The sequence below is a fragment of the Pseudorhodobacter aquimaris genome, assembly GCF_001202025.1.
GTDB classification, from domain to species: domain Bacteria; phylum Pseudomonadota; class Alphaproteobacteria; order Rhodobacterales; family Rhodobacteraceae; genus Pseudorhodobacter; species Pseudorhodobacter aquimaris.
Genome location: NZ_LGHS01000070.1, coordinates 191,777 through 208,287 on the forward strand (window position 1 = coordinate 191,777; position 16,511 = coordinate 208,287).

A 16,511-nucleotide genomic window follows, 5' to 3' on the forward strand; every position below is an offset into this window, starting at 1 on the left:
GTTCAATCAAACCAATGCAGCACCGGCGAGAAACAGCGCAGGGATCAACCCCGCGTTGCGGTTGGACCGGAACAGGATCAGGCATTTTGCAGTGTCCGTGGTATCCAGTCGCGCCAGTTGCCGCGCCATATGTGCGCCGAACCCCGCAACCCCCGCCAATGCCAGAACCAGCTTGGGCAGGCCTGCAATCCCGGCGATCAGTACCGCCGCAGCCATCAGCAAAACCGCCGCAATCAGGAACCCGCGCAGCCATGCCTTGCTGTTCTCATCGCCAAAAAGCCGTGCGGTGGATTTCACCCCGATCAGCGCGTCATCCTCTTTGTCCTGATGGGCATAGATCGTGTCGTAAAACAGCGTCCAGGCAATCCCTGACAGCCACAAAAACACAGGTGCCGTGGCAAGGCTGCCGGTATGGGCGGCCCAGGCCACCAAGGCCCCCCAGTTGAAGGCAAGCCCCAAAAATATCTGTGGCCACCAAGTAAAGCGTTTGGCAAAGGGATAGATCGCCACCAAGGCCAGTGAAGCCACGCCAAGCCAGATCGCCACGGCGTTGAAGGTGAACAGGATCACCGCCGCCACCAGCGCCTGCACCGCCATCCAGCCCACGGCCTGTTTCACGCTGACCTGCCCTGAAGGGATCGGCCTGCTTTTGGTGCGGGCCACGGATGCGTCAATCTCTCGGTCGGTGATGTCATTCCATGTACAACCCGCCCCGCGCATCAAGAACGCCCCCAGCGTACAGCCAACCGCAATCCACAGATCCCACAGCCCAAAGCCCGCATGGCTGACCGCCGCCAAGGCAAGCCCCCAGAAACAGGGGATCAACAGCAACCATGTGCCGATGGGCCGGTCGGCCCGGCTCAGCCGCAAAAAGGGGCGCGTGGCGGGGGGGGCGAAACGGTCCACCCAATTTCCGGCGGGTGCATCGGCAACGGTTTCACCCTCTGGCATTTGGCGCGGCGTGGTCATAGATTGCCCCCTATGGCAGATGCAAAAATCAGACTCTATGTAGATCAGCCGCTTGGGGAGGGGCAAGTCATTGCGCTCTCTGAGGGGCAGGCGAATTATTTATTCGCGGTGATGCGGCTTACCAAAGGGGCGGCGGTTTTGCTGTTCAACGGTGAGGCAGGCGAATGGCGCGCCGAGGTGCTGGAGGCGGGCAAGCGTAAGGGCCTGCTGGTCTGTACCAATCAGACGGCCCCCTTGCAGATGCCGCCCGATCTGTGGCTGCTGTTTGCGCCGATCAAAAAGGCGCGCACCGATTTCATCGTGGAAAAAGCGACCGAACTGGGGGCTGCGCGGATATTGCCGGTGCAGACCCGTTTCACCAATGCCGACCGCATCCGCATCGACAAGCTGCGCGCCCATGTGATCGAGGCCGCGGAGCAATGCGGCGGTACATTTGTGCCACAGGTCGATGATGTCACCCCCCTTGCCAGACTGCTGGCGGACTGGCCCGAGGATCGTAAAATCCTGTGGTGCAATGAGCATCTCGCCGGTGTGGCCGAGGCTCTGCCCAAAGGCGGTACCCCCGGTCCATGGGCGGTGCTGATCGGGCCCGAGGGCGGCTTTGCCGAGGCCGAGCAAGCCCAGCTTTCGGCAATGCCGCAGGTGGTTCAGGCGAGCCTCGGCCCCCGTATCCTGCGTGCCGATACGGCCGTTGTCTCGGCGCTGACACTGTGGCAGGCCCATCTGGGGGATTGGGGTTGAGCTTTATCCGCCCCGATGCCCGCCAGGCCTTGTGTCGCTGGCGTGAAGTGGCTGCGGCTGCGGGGGTAACGGCCTTTGGGCTGTGGCTTATGCTATTGGGCGGGTTCCTGCTTTTGCCGCTTGGCGGGGTTTTTGCGGTGCTGGGGCTTGGCTTTGGTCTTTTGGCTTACCGTCGTATGCGCTTTGCCCAAAGCGGGGATGCGCCGGGGGTGGTGGAGCTTGAGGAAGGTCAGATCAGCTATTTCGGCCCGACATTCGGCGGTGCCGTGGCGCTGCGCGAGCTGGTTGAAATCCGGCTTTTGACGCAGCAGGGCCGCCGCATGTGGCGGTTGCGCCAGCAAGACAGCCAAACCCTGTTGATCCCGGTTGAGGCGTCAGGCGCGGAACGGCTGTTTGACGCCTTTGCAGGCCTGCCGGGCATGGATAGCGGTGCGTTGGTGGCCGCCCTTGCGCCGCAGGCTGCGGGCCGCGGGCAGGCGATCACTTTGGCCACTGACAGTCGCGTGATCTGGAAGCATCCTGTGCGTGCGGTCTTGACTTGAGCCGCGCAAAACGACAGGGCTATGCGCGATACCTGTAACCAGAGCGGAGCCTACACCAATGTCTATTCCTCAATCCGGTGGTGGCCCCATTGAAGGTTTCGACCAGCTTGCGGCCTATATGGAAAGCGGCGCCAAGCCTGCCGACCAGTGGCGTATCGGCACCGAACATGAGAAATTCGGCTTTCTGACGGATAGCCATGCGCCCTTGCCATATGACGGGCCGCGTTCGGTGCGGGCCATGCTGGCGGGGCTGCGCGACGGATTTGGTTGGGCGGCGGTTGAGGAACAAGGCCAGCTGATCGGGTTGGAACGCAATGGCGCGAATATCAGCCTTGAACCCGGCGGCCAGTTTGAGCTTTCGGGTGCGCCGCTGGAAAACATCGGCCAGACTGCGGCCGAGATGGACAATCATCTGGCCGAGGTGGCGCAGGTTGCAGGACCAATGGGCGTGGGCTTTTTGGGTATGGGTGCAGCGCCAGAATGGACGCATGACCAGATGGACCGGATGCCAAAAGGCCGCTACCGTTTGATGACCGATTACATGGGCCGTGTCGGCACCCATGGCACGCAGATGATGTACCGCACGTCAACGGTGCAGGTGAACCTCGACTTCGCGTCCGAGGCGGATATGGTCAAAAAACTGCGTGTTGCCTTGGCGTTACAGCCGGTGGCGACGGCGCTTTTTGCCTCCTCCCCCTTTTTTGAGGGCAAGCCCAACGGGCATCGTTCATGGCGTAGCCGGATCTGGCGTTCGCTGGATGAAAGCCGCACTGGCATGCTGCCATTTGTGTTCGAGGATGGCATGGGCTTTCAGGCCTATGTCGATTGGGTGCTGGATGCGCCGATGTATTTTGTCTACCGTGATGGCAAGTATCTCGACGCTTTGGGCCAGTCGTTCCGCGACTTCCTCAAGGGGCAGCTTCCGGCCTTGCCGGGCGAATTGCCGACGCTTTCGGATTGGGCGGACCATATGACGACCGTTTTCCCCGAGGCGCGGGTGAAAAAATACATGGAGATGCGCGGGGCCGATATGGGCAGCCGTGACTATGCGCTGGCGCTGCCTGCCTTTTGGGTGGGGCTGATGTATGATGGTGCGGCGCTTGATGCGGCATGGGATCTGGTCAAGGGCTTTGATGCCGAGACCCGCGAGGGCTTGCGTGTGGGGGCCTCGGTTTCGGGGCTGGATGCCGAGGTTTCTGGCGTAAAGATGGCCGATCTGGCGCAGGCGGCTGTGGGGTTGTCCCATGCAGGGCTTATCGCGCGCGGGCAGGGCGAAGAGGCCTATCTGGCGCCCTTGGTCGACAGCCTTAAAACCGGCACCACGCAGGCGGACCGTTATCTTGCGCTTTATAATGGCGCGTGGGGCGGAGATCTGACCCCGATTTATACCGCCGCCAAACTGTAAGCTATTCCGGCGCGGCCAGCCCCGTCAGTATCGGGCAATCGGGCCGGTCGTCGCCCGCGCAACAGGCCACCAGATGCGACAGCGTGGCCTGCATATCTTGCAGCGCCGATATCTTGGCGCTGATTTGGTCAAGATGACGTTGGGCGATATCCTTTACATCGGCGCTGGCGCGGGATTTGTCCTCATAGAGCGACAGCAGCACGCGGCAATCTTCCAGCGTAAATCCCAAGGCGCGGGCGCGGCCCAGAAAGCCCAGCTTATGCACATCGGTTTCCCGGAATACGCGGTAGCCGTTGGTATCACGCAAGGGGCGGATCAGGCCGACCTCTTCATAATAGCGGATGGTTTTGGGGGGCAGCCCTGCGCGTGCGCCCGCTTCTTTGATGTTCATGCTCGCTCCCCCGCAACCCAGCGCAGCCGCAGCGCGTTGGTCAGGACGAAAACCGATGACATCGCCATCGCCCCCGCCGCCAGCATGGGCGACAGTTGCACCCCCCAAAGCGGGTACAAGACACCTGCCGCCACCGGAACAAGCGCTGCATTATAACCAAAGGCCCAGAACAGGTTTTGCTTGATATTGCGCATGGTGGCGCGGCTGACAGTCAAGGCCGCCACGACGCCGCGCAAATCGCCAGACATCAGTACAACATCGGCGGCCTCGATGGCGACATCGGTGCCGGTGCCAATCGCAATGCCCACATGCGCCGCCGCAAGGGCGGGCGCGTCATTGATCCCGTCGCCGACAAAGGCAAGCTTGTCCCCGTCGCGGCGCAAATGATCCAGTGCGGCGACCTTGCCATCGGGCAGCACCTCGGCGACCACCTCCGTGATGCCCAACTCGCCCGCGATCACCTTGGCCGTGGCTTCATTGTCGCCGCTGATCATCACCAGCCGCAGGTCCATGGCGCGCAAGGCCTCTATGGCCTCTACCGTGCCGGGCTTGATGGGATCGGCCACCCCAATTACAGCGGCGGCCTTGCCATCAATGGCCGCAAAGATCGGCGTCTTGCCGCTATTGGCCAGCGTTGCACCGGTTGTTTCCAGATCGCCAATCTCCACGCCCTCACGCTTCAGAAACCGCGCAGAGCCTACAAGCACGCGTTGCCCGTCCACCTGCGCGTCAATCCCGTACCCGGTATGAGAGGTGAAATCGACCGCAGCTGGCACCTCTAGCCCCCGCGCATCGGCGGCGCGCAGGATCGCCTGGGCGATGGGATGCTCGGATTTGCCTTCTACTGCGGCGACAGAGGCCAGTACGTCACCGGCCTCAAATCCGTCCGCAAGGATCATATCCGTCAGCTCGGGACGGCCGGCCGTCAACGTGCCGGTCTTGTCAAAGGCCAGCGTGCCGACCGATTGCAGCCCTTGCAAGGCGTCGCCGCGCCGGAACAAGACCCCCAGTTCAGCGGCACGACCGGTGCCGACCATGATCGAGACCGGCACCGCCAGCCCCATCGCACAGGGGCAGGCGATGATCAGTACCGCGACCCCCGCCACCAACGCATGCGTCAGCGCGGGCGAAGGTCCAAGTATCAGCCAGACAAGCACCGTCACCACCGCCGCCATCAGCACAGCAGGCACAAACCATCCGGTAATCTTGTTGACCAGATCCTGCACCGGCAGCCTTGCGCCCTGTGCCTCGCCGACCATACGGATGATTTGCGACAGCATCGTATCGGCCCCAACGCGCAAGGCGCGGTACCTTAGCGCGCCGGTGCCATTGACCGTGCCGCCGGTCACCATATCGCCCGGCCCTTTGGCGACGGCGGCGGGTTCGCCCGTCAACATGCTTTCATCGATATAGGTTTGACCCTCCAGAACCTCACCGTCCACAGCCAGTTTCTCACCGGGACGCAGATGCAGCGTGTCACCGACCACGACATCCTCTAACGACAGATCCACCACCTCGCCGCCCCGTTCCACCCGCGCGGTTTTGGGGGCAAGGCCCATCAGTCGTGCAATCGCAGCCCCGGTGCGACCCTTGGCGCGCGCCTCCATCCAGCGACCCAGAAGGATAAGCGCGACAATTACGGCTGCCGCCTCAAAATAAACTGCGCGTGCCGTGCTGGGCAACAGGAAGGGTGCAAAAGTTGCCACGACCGAAAAGGCATAAGCCGCCGCCGTGCCGATCATTACCAGCGCGTTCATATCCGGTGCCGCGTGGCGCAGCGATGCCCAGCCCCGCCGGTAAAAGACGCGCCCTGGCCCGACAAGCACCAAAGAGGTCAGCACGAACTGGATCAGCCAGCTGGTCTGGGTGCCGATGCTGTGTGCGATGAAATGGTGAAATGGCGGGAATATATGCCCGCCCATCTCCAGCACAAAGACCGGTAAAGCCAAGATCAGCGCCAGCAGTAATTGCCGCCTAAGAGCCGCAATCTCGTCGGTCTTTTCTTCGGATGTCACCGAAGATTTTTGGCTTTTTGCAACATATCCTAGATCGGCAACCGTGGAACTCAGGGTGTCGACTGACAGCGCACCCGCCAGAAATCGAACATCGGCGCTTTCGGTGGCCAAATTGACTCTTGCTTCCAGCACGCCGGGCAAAGCCGCCAAAGCGCGTTCTACCCGTCCCACACAAGAGGCGCAGGTCATCCCCTCGACCGCCAAGGTCAGCCGATCTTCGCGCGCGGCAAAGCCAGCAGCGTCCAGCGCGGTTGCCAGTTCTGTCGCATCGCCGCCCGCCACGGTGGCGGTGTTGCGCGCAAGGTTGGCCTCGGCCTTGCCCGCACCCTCAACGCGGGACAAGACCCGCTCAACCCGCCCGACACAGGCGCCGCAGGTCATGCCCTGCACATCAAAGGTGAATCCTGCCATATCGCCTCCATTCCTATGGGTGCAATATAGGGGTTCCTGTTACTGGAAGGTCAATGACTGTCCTGAAAAAACTTTTCGCTTGACCTTCCACCGGTGGAAACCTCCAAATGCCACCGTAAACTACAGGAGCATTCCATGGTAACTCTTTCCATCCCGGATATGAGCTGCGGCCACTGCAAATCGGCTGTTGAGGCAGCAATCCTGAAGCTGGACCCGGATGCCAGCGTTGTCGTCGATATGGACCGCAGGCGCGCGGAAGTCGTCAGTACCGAGCCGGTTCAGGCCATCATAAATGCGTTGGAGGCCGTAGGGTTTCCGGCAAAAACAGCCTGAGCGGGCTTGCCCTGGCCGACGACGGCGGTGACAAGGGCGCAAAGCAAAGGAGCTGCATATGATCCTTGAGAACCGCCTGTTCGAGGCGCTGAAGATCGGTGATACCGCAAGTGCGACGCGGCTTTGCACGACCGATGACCTATATATCTTTGCGGCGGCGACGGGAAACCATAACCCGATGAACCTGCCGGGGCTTGATGGTGACGGTGACGGGCAGGCCGAGGCGCTGGTGCCTACGGCCTTTGCTGCATCCTTGGTGGCAGCGCTTTTGGGCACGCAACTGCCGGGGCCGGGCATTGTTACGCTATCGCAGGAATATACCTTTCATACCCGTGCCCAAGCGGGGGATGAGCTGGTGACAACCGTCACGGTTGTGGCCTTGGACAATGGTGTGGTGACCTTGAACGCACAGGTTCAGCGCGAGATCGACAAGGCCCTGATCTTGACCGGCGTAGTCCGGGTGCAGGCGCCTGTTCGGCATATCCGGCTGGATGGCTCCAAGCTGCCGGGGTTGACGGTGCGCCGTCATCGTCATTTCGAGGCGCTTCTGACCTTGGCAGAGCCTTTGCCAGCCCTGCGCACGGCGGTGATCTGTCCCGAAAACCCTGCGGCACTTGGCGGGGCGATTCTGGCGATGAAGCATACCATCATCACGCCGATCCTTGTGGGCCATGCGGGCAAGATCGCCAAGGCGGCGGTGGACCTTGGGGTGGATCTGGCGGGGATTGAGGTGATCGATATGCCGACCCATCAAGCCGCGGCAAGTCGTGCCGTGGCCTTGGTGCATGATCGGCGCGCCGACGCCGTGATGAAGGGTCATATCCATACCGATGATATGCTGCGCCCCATGGTTGCCCGCGACACAGGCCTGCGGATCGGTCGCAGGCTGACACATATTTTCGTGATGGATGTGCCGGGGGTGGATTATCCGTTGCTGGTGACGGATGCCGCGATCAATATCGCACCGGATCTGGCGACCAAGGTTGACATCGTGCAAAATGCGATCGATTTGGCGATTTCCATCGGCATTGCGCATCCGCGTGTGGGGGTACTTTCGGCCACGGAAACGGTGAACCCCGCGATTCCCTCGTCGATTGACGCAGCCCTTTTGTCCAAGATGGCCGAGCGCGGGCAGATCACGGGCGGTTTTGTCGATGGCCCGCTTGCGATGGATAATGCGGTGTCCATGGCGGCGGCCCGGACCAAGGGTATCACCTCAGAGGTGGCGGGCCGCGCCGAGGTTCTGGTGGTTCCGGGGATCGATGCGGGCAATATGCTGGCCAAACAGCTTGCCTATATCAGCCATGCAGAGGCGGCGGGTCTGGTGATGGGCGCGCGGGTGCCTGTGATCCTGAATTCCCGCTCTGACAGTTCAATGGCGCGGCTGGCCTCTTGTGCCGTGGCGGCGATCCATCATGCACGCATGCAGAGTTTGGCCGAGTAATTAAGCCGCTGACCGTGGTTTCTGCTTGACTTGATCCGCGGTGAAATGCCTGTTCGGGGTAAAATCGGCCGGATCATACCGGGGTTTCTGGACTGTTTGGGGGCGGATCATGCAGATATTCATCAATGGTTTCGGGCGGATCGGGCGGTCGGTCCTGCGCGCGTTTCTGCAATCCCCACAGCGCTGGCCGGGGCTGGAGATCGTCGGGATCAACGATATTGCTGCTGCCGATATGTGTGCCTATCTGTTTGAGTTTGACAGCGTTTTCGGCCCGTGGCGCGGCGCAGTCGCATTAGAGGATGGCGCGCTGACGATTGACGGCTACCGCATCCCCTTGCACCGGGAAACCGATATTTCCCGTCTGGATCTGCGCGGGGTCGATCTGGTGATGGAGTGTACGGGCCGCGCAGACGGGCGTGAGATGGCGGCACGTGGCCTGCGGGGGGGGGCGGCGCGGGTGCTGGTCTCTGGTCCTTCGGCGGCGGCGGATTATACCGTGGTTCTGGGCGCCAATGAGGCCGGGTTGGACCTGCGCGCGCACCGTATCCTGTCCAACGCCTCTTGTACCACCAATGCGCTGGCACCGCTTGTGGCATTGATCGCGGCGGAATGGGGGGTGGTGACCGGATCTATGACCACGATCCATTGCTATACCGGCAGCCAGCCCACGGTTGATGCCCCCGGCGGTGATTTCGTGCGCAGCCGTGCTGCGGCTGTGTCCATGGTCCCGACCACGACATCGGCGCAGCGATTGCTTGATCATGTGCTGCCCGAACTTGCGGGCCGGATCAAGGGCTCAGCGGTTCGGGTGCCTGTGATCAGCGTCTCGGCGGTGGATCTGGCGGTGATGACCGAACGCCCCGCAAGGGCTGATGCGGTGAATGCGGCGTTTCGCGCCAAGGGGGGTGTGATCGGGGCGACCGACCGCGCGTTGGTGTCCACCGATCTGAGGGCACGACGTGAAAGCATCATCATGGCCTGTGCCGAGACACGGGTCACGTCGGGCGGGATGCTGCGGGTTTTCGGCTGGTATGACAACGAATGGGGCTTTTCCAACCGGATGCTGGATCTCGCAGATTTGATCCGCCGCACGTAAGGGTTTGGTCTTGCTTGCACCCACGTGGGAATGATGCAACCTTGTGCCTCAAAACAGTACTTGGAAAGGCACACGCATGAAACAAATCCCCCTTGGTTCGACGGGACTTTCCGTTTCAGAATATTGCCTTGGCACCATGACATGGGGCACCCAGAACACCGAGCGTGAGGGCCACGGTCAGATCGCACTGGCGCTGGAACATGGCGTGAACTTCTGGGACACCGCCGAGATGTACCCCACCAACCCGGTCAGCGCCGAGACCATTGGCGGTACCGAGTCCATCATCGGCAACTGGTTTGCCGAAAATGGCGGGCGCGACAAAGTGGTGCTTGCCACCAAAGTCACGGGCGAGGGGCATCCCCATGTGCGCGACGGCGCGCCGATCACGGGGGCCAGCCTGCGCGCGGGGGTCGAGGCCTCATTGAAGCGGTTGCAGACCGATTATATCGATTTGTTCCAGCTGCATTGGCCCAATCGGGGATCCTACCATTTTCGCAAGATCTGGGGCTATGCCCCCAGCACGACCCCCGCCACCGAGGTCTTTGCGGATATGACCGAACTGTTGCAGGTTGCCGACAAGCTGGTGGCCGAGGGCAAAATCCGCGCGATCGGCCTGTCCAATGAAACGGTTTGGGGTGCGGCAAACTGGCTGCGTCTGGCGCAATCCCTGGGCTTGCCACGGATGGCAACAGTGCAAAACGAATACTCCTTGCTGTGCCGTCAGTTTGACAGCGATTGGGCAGAGTTTGCCGCGATGGAGAACATGCCGCTTCTGGCCTACTCGCCGCTGGCAGCAGGGCTTTTGTCAGGAAAATATGCGGGCGATGTGATCCCTGATGGTACCCGCCGCGCCTGCTCGCCGGATCTGGGCGGGCGCATTACACCGCAGGTGTTTGAGGCCGTCGCCGCCTATCTGGGCATCGCCGCCCGTCACGGGCTGGACCCGAACCAGATGGCGATCTCCTTTGTGCGCAACCGGCCCTATCCGGTTATTCCGATCATCGGCGCCTCTAGTCTGGAGCAGTTGAAGACCAATATCGGGGCGGTTGATCTTACCCTTTCGCAAGAGGTCATGCAGGAAATCGCCGAAACCCGCCGTGCTTTCCCTCAGCCCTACTGATATGGGTACGCGGCTGTTTTGGGGTGGGTTTTTGCTGGTCATGGCGGTCGGTCTGGCGGGATGCCTGCCCGACCGAGGCAGCGAAGGTGTTGTTAACCCGGCGGCGATTCAGGCCCCTGCGGTTGAGGTGACGCCTCTTGCGGCGGCCGCCACCCCGAAGTCAGCCAGTCACCTCGCCTGCCTGAATCGGGGGGGAAGTTATGTTGCGGCACCGGGGTCGGGGTTCATGACATGCCAGATCCCGACCACTGATGGGGGCAAGCAATGTCGGCGCGCGGCGGATTGTGACGGGGTTTGCCTTGCGCGGTCAGGGACCTGCGCGCCGGTCAAGCCGCTTTTGGGCTGTAATGCGGTATTGCAAGACGATGGGCGGCGGGTAGAGCTTTGTATAGATTGATCGTCTTGATGCTATTGGCGGGCTGTGTGGGGGCCACTGTCACAGGGTTTCGGGACCCGGGAAAGCAAATCTATTCCAATGCGGTGCTAGACGATGCGCGTCTGATTGGCGACTGGGCGCAGGTCGCGGAGTTTGCCACCCCAGGTGCCGCCCCCTGTCAGCTTGGCCATGCAAGTATTGAACAAACGGCACAGGGGGTGTCGGTTAAGGCGCGGCTGTGCTTGAACGGGGTGCAGGCGGTGTTTTCCGGCCCGATGGGGGCCACTGGTCCGGGGCGTTTCACCCCACCGCAGGGAGAGCCGTGGTGGGTGCTTTGGGCCGATGTTGGCTACCGTACCCTTGCGATCGGCACGCCATCGGGGCAGTTCGGATTTATCCTGAACCGTGGCCCCCTTGCGCCGGACCGGATGCGGGCGGCGACAGAAGTGCTGGCCTGGAACGGCTATGATATCGCGCGCCTGCGCTAGGGCGTTTCATCGCTCGACAGCCCGCATGGCACGTGCCAAGAGGGGCCATGGAAATCTGGCTTATCGCAACCATCGCCGCTGCCGCTGTGCAGACCCTCCGTTTTATGCTGCAAAAGCGGCTGAAGGGGATTGGCCTCTCAACCGGGGGGGCGACGTTTTCACGGTTTTTATTCGCGGTTCCGCTGGCCACACTGGGTGTGGCGGTGCTGGTGGTCTGGCGGGGCTATGAGATACCTGCCCTTGGCGGGGTGTTTTGGGCCTTTGCGATTATGGGCGGCATTGCCCAGATTATCGCGACATTCTGTACCGTTGCGCTGTTTTCCGAACGCAGCTTTGCGGTGGGCATTGCCTTCACCAAAACCGAGACCGTGCAGGTCGCATTGTTTTCGGCCGTGTTCCTGGCCGAGACTGTGTCTGGTTTCGGGGTCTTGGCGATTCTGATCGGTCTTGCGGGGGTTTTGATGCTCTCGCGACCGCCCGAGGGCTGGCTTGCCGGTAAGATCCTGAACCGCGCAACGGTCTTGGGCCTGTTGGCGGGGGCGTTTTTCGGGCTGTCGGCGATCGGCTACCGTGGGGCGACGATTGAGATCGCAAACCCCGACCCGCTGTTTCGCGCGATGCTGGCGCTGGCCTGTGTGACGGCGTTTCAAACCGTGGCCATGGCGCTTTGGCTGCGCTGGCGTGAGGCGGGCGAGGTGAGCAAAACCCTGGGGGCATGGCGCGCGACCCTGCCCGTTGGGGTAACGGGCGTGCTGGGATCACTGGGCTGGTTTACGGCCTTTGCGCTGCAAAATGCGGCCTATGTCCGCTCTGTCGGGCAGATAGAGCTGATCTTTTCCATCCTCGTCTCGCTGTTCATCTTTGGTGAAAAGCCAAGCAAGCGCGAGATCGCGGGGATGGCGCTGTTGGCGCTGTCGATCATCCTGATCGTGGCGGTTGCCTAGGCCAGTCTGCGAAATTGCGGCCGGTTTCCCGAGTTGTCGAAGAACGGAACACCCGCCGTATTCGGCCCGTTTTGCAAAACGCTTGCGACCTCGGCAAGGACCACTTCGGTGATAAAGGGCAGGTCAAGCTGACGGGTCTTTGCAAGGGCGATCCAATGCAGATGCGACAGCTCGTCCGAGGCGGCCGAGAAATCATCGACATCGCCCGCGACCTGTGTTGCCGGCACCAGAAAAAAGCGCGCGTCAAAGCGGCGGGGACGGCCCGGCGGGGTGATGGCGCGAAAGATGAACTGCATCTCTTGTGCCGAAGGGATCAACCCGCGGGCGGCAAAACCGGCCCAGTCATGGTCGACATCAGCAGGCGGAGAGGTCCAATTGCCCTGAACGCCAAGGGCAAGGCCGGTTTCCTCCCAAAGCTCGCGGATCGCGGCGGCGGCGAGGATCTCAGGGCGGATATCGGCATCGAGGTTCAGGCGCGCCGCACAGGCCATTGGCAGCCCATTGGCCAGATCTACAAAGGCATCGGCCGGATCAACGGCCCCGCCGGGAAACACATATTTCGACGGCATAAAGGCGGCCTTTGCTCCGCGCTGGCCCATAAGCACCTCTGGCGCGCCCCCCGCACCCGCGCGCCACAGCACGACAGTTGCGGCATGGCGCAGTGCGGTTTTATCAATCACAGCCTCAGTCACGATTGGCAAATCCATGCATCCGCCGCGACCATTGCATCGCAACGACCATACCCTTCATCCGCGGCAGCAAGAACAGCGACAGCGCTACCGTGCCCACCGAGAAAATGCTGGCCAGTACCAACGGTTCGGGACGATAGGCGACAAAGGCCCAAAGGATAAGCGGCGCAAGCAGATGCCCGACGATCAGGATGGTCAGATAAGCAGGCCCGTCATCTGCACGGTGATGCGAAAGCTCCTCCTGACAGGAAGGACAGCTGCGGCGGACCGTCAGATAGCCTTGCAACATCGCCCCTTTTCCGCAATTCGGGCAGCGGCAGCGCCAGCCACGGCGCAAAGCCTGACCTACGGGGCGATCATCTTCCATCATTGCGGTTTGGTCGGTCATGCGCTCTGTTTCCCATGTCATTGGATTCTATTACCCGATGCATAGCGGCTTTCATCAAGAAAGTGGAGTAAAAGAACGTTGCTGATGCGCAACTTATTACTTCGAAACCACTGGCAAAGCCTGCCACACGGCCCAAGATGCTGCTTGTCTTGAAGCACTTTACGATTGCACATTCGACTCCCTTGCGGCGGGTGTGCGCAAAATATCGACCCTGCGCCGTTTCTGGCGACCTCGCCGGAAAAGATGGCCAGTAGGTTCTTATTGTCGTGCGATGCATACATCTTACAGCATAAGCGGAAACGATACGCGCTCAGCGGCCTGAAAGTGACGCTCCCAGATTTTCGACCAGTTCGCGCCTTGTTAAAATGGATCAGAGCTTCATTCGGACCGCGAATCTCAGGGGGTCTTTTTTGCTGGCATAGGCTGCCTTTTGGGCGCAACAGGTCGTACGTCGAATTTGGTCACTCAGAGTTGTTGTTGATCAGCTATTTGCGGGTCACAGCCCGTATCTGTGAACCCCTCACAAATGGGTTCAAGCAAACGCATTTGTATTTGAATGATCGCCAGATCCGTTCGATCATGCGGTTGCCGAGTGTCGCGCTTCGGCCAGAACCGATGTCGCCAGATTGGTAACGCTTCGACGTCGGGCCGATATCGGCCCTGACGGATCCAGAGCGGTTGAAACGGTCCTGCGCGTCGATCGTTGCCACAAAAGCTTCAGTACTGACCGTCTCGACGCGCAATAACGTCATCAGCCTGCGGCACGCTGCGTCATTGCGCGCATGAGGGGCGATCCCTTTGGCCCGGACTGTGGCCTGACGAAGCGCTTCTGGACGCAACTTCGGCAATTGGATGCCAAACCGGCCAGTAATATGCGCATTGCATTATCCGGATTCGTGCCCCTTTTGATGGCGACCTCGGGGCCGCGCCAGAGAGCGCGAGAATCTTAGGCAAGGCGGTTTCAGGGTTGTTCCGCATTTCAGAGGTGTCGGGGTATCGGGATCCGGAAGAGTTAAAAATAGGGGGTGTCCGCAAATCGTGTTGGTTTACTTCGCCTTAATTTGAAAAGGTTTATATTACCTCGCCTTTCCAGCGGAGTATGCCCTTGAAACATTAGAATTTTCGCTGTTTTCTCAGCACCCTCGACGACCTGAGCCCGGCCCAGATTGAGGATGCCCAAGCGAAAATCCTTGATCTCCGGCGAAAGACGGAAGCTATGCCCGAGATCGAAGCGCGGACAAACCAAGATCACAAGTGTCCGCTATGCGGCGACAAGCGGCATCAGAAGTGGGGCCGGACACGGACTAAGATCCAGCGTTACCGATGCACGGGCTGCCAGAAGACCTACTCTGGGCGGACTGGAAGCGCTATTGGGCGCATCCATCGCCCAGACCTGTTCATGGTCGCGCTGAGGGATATGCTGGGCACCTCTACGCCGCAGTCGGTTCGCAAGCTTGCGAGACAGCTTGGGCTTAACAAATACACAGTCTGGCGCTGGCGTATGCTGGTCTTCTCGATTATCGGAAGCAGCATCTCATCAACAAGCTTCTCCAGGATCATTGAGGCAGATGAGACCTACCAGCGCGAATCTCAAAAAAGATCGCGCGAGTGGGTCCACCACTTCACTGATCCGCAGAATGTAGCTTTGCCGCCGCGTCCGCGTTGGGAGGATTTCACGACGCAGGGGTTGAAGATGATGCGCGGTCTGTCCAAGTGGCAGCTCCCAATTCTCACCGTTGCCGACCGCGGGGGCGCTTATCTATTCCAGCGCTTGCCGAACCGCAAGGGTATCTCGGTAGAGCGCGCAATGAAGCCCTTAGTGCCCGGCGATGCCGTGCCGTGTTCGGACGGCGGCAATGGTTACAAAGATCTGGCAGCGGCAGGCGGCATTGAACATTTTGTGGTCGGCAGAAAACCAGGCAAACGAGTCGTCTCGGGCTGCTATCACATTCAGAATGTGAACTCGCTCCACGCCCGCTATAAGAAGTTCATCAAGCCATTTTGCGGACCCGCCACGAAGAACCTGAACGGCTATATTAGTTGGCTGGAGGCGCGGTTAGCAGGCATGGAGCCCGCTGAAATCTTCAGGTCTGCTTAATGATTCCAGATGGTTAAAACGGAATTTCGTCAGGATCATCTGGTCGCTGAGGAAGCGCATCGGCAGGGAGAGGCAAATTTGTTGTGATAAACAGATTTAGGATGTCATCTCGATCCATAAACATTACTTGGGATCGCTTTGCGGCGTCGAGCTTACCGCCCAGCCAGTTTCTGGCCTGTTTCGTGATTTCACCGCCAGCGACAATGAACATATGATCAACCAAAACTCTGCGATTCAGTTCGGGGTCAAATATTTCATGACCAATCATCATGCTGACTTGGTTATGTATTTCTGCGACATTTGCGTTTCCAGACTTACTCACGCCTGCCGAGTTCAGCTTCCCCATTTTCACCTGGATGCCAAAATACAGAACATGAAGTGTAGGGAGGGTATACTTCATCCATACATCTTTTCCGTATTCCAGGGCTTTGTCCTTATGACCCGCCGCGGTGATGCGGTGGAAACTGAGCTGTCGAAACAGGGGTAAAAGAACTTCCTCAATCAGTTCATCTTCGGAGCACCGTTCCAAATAATCGGAAAGCTGCTTGCTTCGAGCAACTTCGACTGGTGATAGAGGGCGATGTGGATTTACGATCTGAGCAATACTGTTCGTCTTGATGTGCCGTAACTGAGCAGAGGCGTCCTCATCGTAGAACGCTTCCCAACCTTCTCTCTTCAAAACTGAATTAAGAGCGGCCAACGCATTGGACCTATTTTCATCGCCCGGCTGAGCATCACCCATATCGAGCAACCTGCGGATGATCCGAATAAATGAATCGGATGGCACATCCGCTCTGACGTTGCCCCCTCCGCCTAATCCATTTTGAGATAGCCTCTGGCCCAACCGAAAGGACCAGAGATGAAGCGCAGCAGGTTTACCGAAGAACAGATCATCGGCATTCTGAAGGAGCATGAGGCCGGTGTTTCCGTCGCCGATCTGTGCCGCAAGCACGGCGTCAGCGATGCAACCGTCTACAAGTGGAAAGCCAAGTATGGCGGTATGGATGTTAGCGAAGCCAAACGGCTGAAGGCGCTCGAGGATGAGAACGGCAGGCTGAAGA

19 protein-coding genes are annotated in these 16,511 nt (G+C 60.2%); 12 read left to right on the forward strand and 7 right to left on the reverse strand.

The window, feature by feature from the left end; all coding sequences use genetic code 11:
• Positions 1 to 6: 6 nt before the first annotated feature.
• Positions 7 to 969 (reverse strand): 4-hydroxybenzoate octaprenyltransferase, encoded by a 963-nt coding sequence (ubiA, locus tag AKU94_RS15350; RefSeq protein ID WP_050528127.1) that lies wholly within the window; start codon positions 967 to 969, stop codon positions 7 to 9.
• Between the two features lie 12 nt (positions 970 to 981).
• Between ubiA and AKU94_RS15355 the strand changes: the two genes are divergently transcribed.
• The 3 genes from AKU94_RS15355 to AKU94_RS15365 are packed head-to-tail and all read left to right on the forward strand — an operon-like array spanning position 982 to position 3,657.
• Positions 982 to 1,710, forward strand: coding sequence for a 16S rRNA (uracil(1498)-N(3))-methyltransferase (locus AKU94_RS15355; protein ID WP_050528128.1), 729 nt, complete (start codon positions 982 to 984; stop codon positions 1,708 to 1,710).
• Positions 1,707 to 2,252, forward strand: a complete 546-nt coding sequence (locus AKU94_RS15360; RefSeq protein ID WP_050528170.1) for a hypothetical protein — start codon at positions 1,707 to 1,709, stop codon at positions 2,250 to 2,252. Before AKU94_RS15355 ends, AKU94_RS15360 begins: the two co-directional genes overlap by 4 nt.
• 58 nt (positions 2,253 to 2,310) lie before the next feature.
• Positions 2,311 to 3,657: a glutamate--cysteine ligase gene (locus AKU94_RS15365; protein ID WP_050528129.1), complete on the forward strand. Its 1,347-nt coding sequence runs from the start codon at positions 2,311 to 2,313 to the stop codon at positions 3,655 to 3,657.
• A gap of 1 nt (position 3,658) precedes the next feature.
• Here the strand turns inward: AKU94_RS15365 and AKU94_RS15370 are convergent, their stop codons facing one another.
• Positions 3,659 to 4,048 (reverse strand): Cu(I)-responsive transcriptional regulator, encoded by a 390-nt coding sequence (locus AKU94_RS15370; protein WP_050528130.1) that lies wholly within the window; start codon positions 4,046 to 4,048, stop codon positions 3,659 to 3,661.
• Positions 4,045 to 6,474: a heavy metal translocating P-type ATPase gene (locus AKU94_RS15375; RefSeq protein ID WP_050528131.1), complete on the reverse strand. Its 2,430-nt coding sequence runs from the start codon at positions 6,472 to 6,474 to the stop codon at positions 4,045 to 4,047. The genes AKU94_RS15370 and AKU94_RS15375 overlap by 4 nt, the downstream gene beginning before the upstream one ends.
• A 135-nt stretch (positions 6,475 to 6,609) precedes the next feature.
• Here AKU94_RS15375 and AKU94_RS15380 point away from each other — a divergent pair, with 135 nt between their 5' ends.
• The 7 genes from AKU94_RS15380 (at position 6,610) to AKU94_RS15410 (ending at position 12,275) form a co-directional block, all read left to right on the forward strand.
• Positions 6,610 to 6,807, forward strand: coding sequence for a heavy-metal-associated domain-containing protein (locus AKU94_RS15380; protein WP_050528132.1), 198 nt, complete (start codon positions 6,610 to 6,612; stop codon positions 6,805 to 6,807).
• A 58-nt stretch (positions 6,808 to 6,865) separates the two neighbouring features.
• Entirely contained in the window at positions 6,866 to 8,251 is a 1,386-nt protein-coding gene (locus AKU94_RS15385) for a bifunctional enoyl-CoA hydratase/phosphate acetyltransferase (RefSeq protein ID WP_050528133.1), read from the forward strand.
• Between the two features lie 109 nt (positions 8,252 to 8,360).
• Positions 8,361 to 9,347, forward strand: coding sequence for a type I glyceraldehyde-3-phosphate dehydrogenase (locus tag AKU94_RS15390; RefSeq protein WP_050528134.1), 987 nt, complete (start codon positions 8,361 to 8,363; stop codon positions 9,345 to 9,347).
• A gap of 76 nt (positions 9,348 to 9,423) precedes the next feature.
• Positions 9,424 to 10,467 carry an aldo/keto reductase gene (locus AKU94_RS15395; RefSeq protein WP_050528135.1) on the forward strand — a complete coding sequence of 348 codons (1,044 nt, stop codon included), beginning with the start codon at positions 9,424 to 9,426 and terminating at the stop codon, positions 10,465 to 10,467.
• A gap of 1 nt (position 10,468) precedes the next feature.
• The gene (locus AKU94_RS15400) at positions 10,469 to 10,864 is read left to right on the forward strand and encodes a hypothetical protein (RefSeq protein ID WP_050528136.1); all 396 of its coding nucleotides are present in this window, start codon (positions 10,469 to 10,471) and stop codon (positions 10,862 to 10,864) included.
• Positions 10,852 to 11,331 (forward strand): lipocalin/fatty acid-binding family protein, encoded by a 480-nt coding sequence (locus tag AKU94_RS15405; protein WP_050528137.1) that lies wholly within the window; start codon positions 10,852 to 10,854, stop codon positions 11,329 to 11,331. Before AKU94_RS15400 ends, AKU94_RS15405 begins: the two co-directional genes overlap by 13 nt.
• Positions 11,332 to 11,378: 47 nt before the next feature.
• A complete protein-coding gene (locus AKU94_RS15410; protein ID WP_050528138.1) occupies positions 11,379 to 12,275 on the forward strand; it encodes a DMT family transporter in 897 nt (298 codons plus the stop codon).
• On the opposite strand, the gene AKU94_RS15415 is transcribed toward AKU94_RS15410, so the two are convergent.
• The 3 genes from AKU94_RS15415 to AKU94_RS20940 form a co-directional block, all read right to left on the reverse strand.
• Positions 12,272 to 12,982, reverse strand: a complete 711-nt coding sequence (locus tag AKU94_RS15415; protein ID WP_050528139.1) for an NUDIX hydrolase — start codon at positions 12,980 to 12,982, stop codon at positions 12,272 to 12,274. The two genes, AKU94_RS15410 and AKU94_RS15415, sit on opposite strands and share 4 nt — an antisense overlap.
• Positions 12,960 to 13,352: a DUF983 domain-containing protein gene (locus AKU94_RS15420; RefSeq protein WP_050528171.1), complete on the reverse strand. Its 393-nt coding sequence runs from the start codon at positions 13,350 to 13,352 to the stop codon at positions 12,960 to 12,962. The genes AKU94_RS15415 and AKU94_RS15420 overlap by 23 nt, the downstream gene beginning before the upstream one ends.
• 485 nt (positions 13,353 to 13,837) lie before the next feature.
• On the reverse strand, positions 13,838 to 14,104 hold the full coding sequence (locus AKU94_RS20940) for a hypothetical protein (RefSeq protein WP_408633705.1): 267 nt from the start codon (positions 14,102 to 14,104) through the stop codon (positions 13,838 to 13,840).
• Between the two features lie 464 nt (positions 14,105 to 14,568).
• Here AKU94_RS20940 and AKU94_RS15425 point away from each other — a divergent pair, with 464 nt between their 5' ends.
• A complete protein-coding gene (locus AKU94_RS15425; protein WP_050528140.1) occupies positions 14,569 to 15,450 on the forward strand; it encodes an IS1595 family transposase in 882 nt (293 codons plus the stop codon).
• A 13-nt stretch (positions 15,451 to 15,463) separates the two neighbouring features.
• Here the strand turns inward: AKU94_RS15425 and AKU94_RS15430 are convergent, their stop codons facing one another.
• Positions 15,464 to 16,192: a hypothetical protein gene (locus AKU94_RS15430; protein ID WP_198144922.1), complete on the reverse strand. Its 729-nt coding sequence runs from the start codon at positions 16,190 to 16,192 to the stop codon at positions 15,464 to 15,466.
• Positions 16,193 to 16,309: 117 nt separating this feature from the next.
• Between AKU94_RS15430 and AKU94_RS15435 the strand changes: the two genes are divergently transcribed.
• A partial coding sequence (locus AKU94_RS15435; protein WP_050528141.1) for a transposase occupies positions 16,310 to 16,511 on the forward strand: 202 nt, incomplete at its 3' end.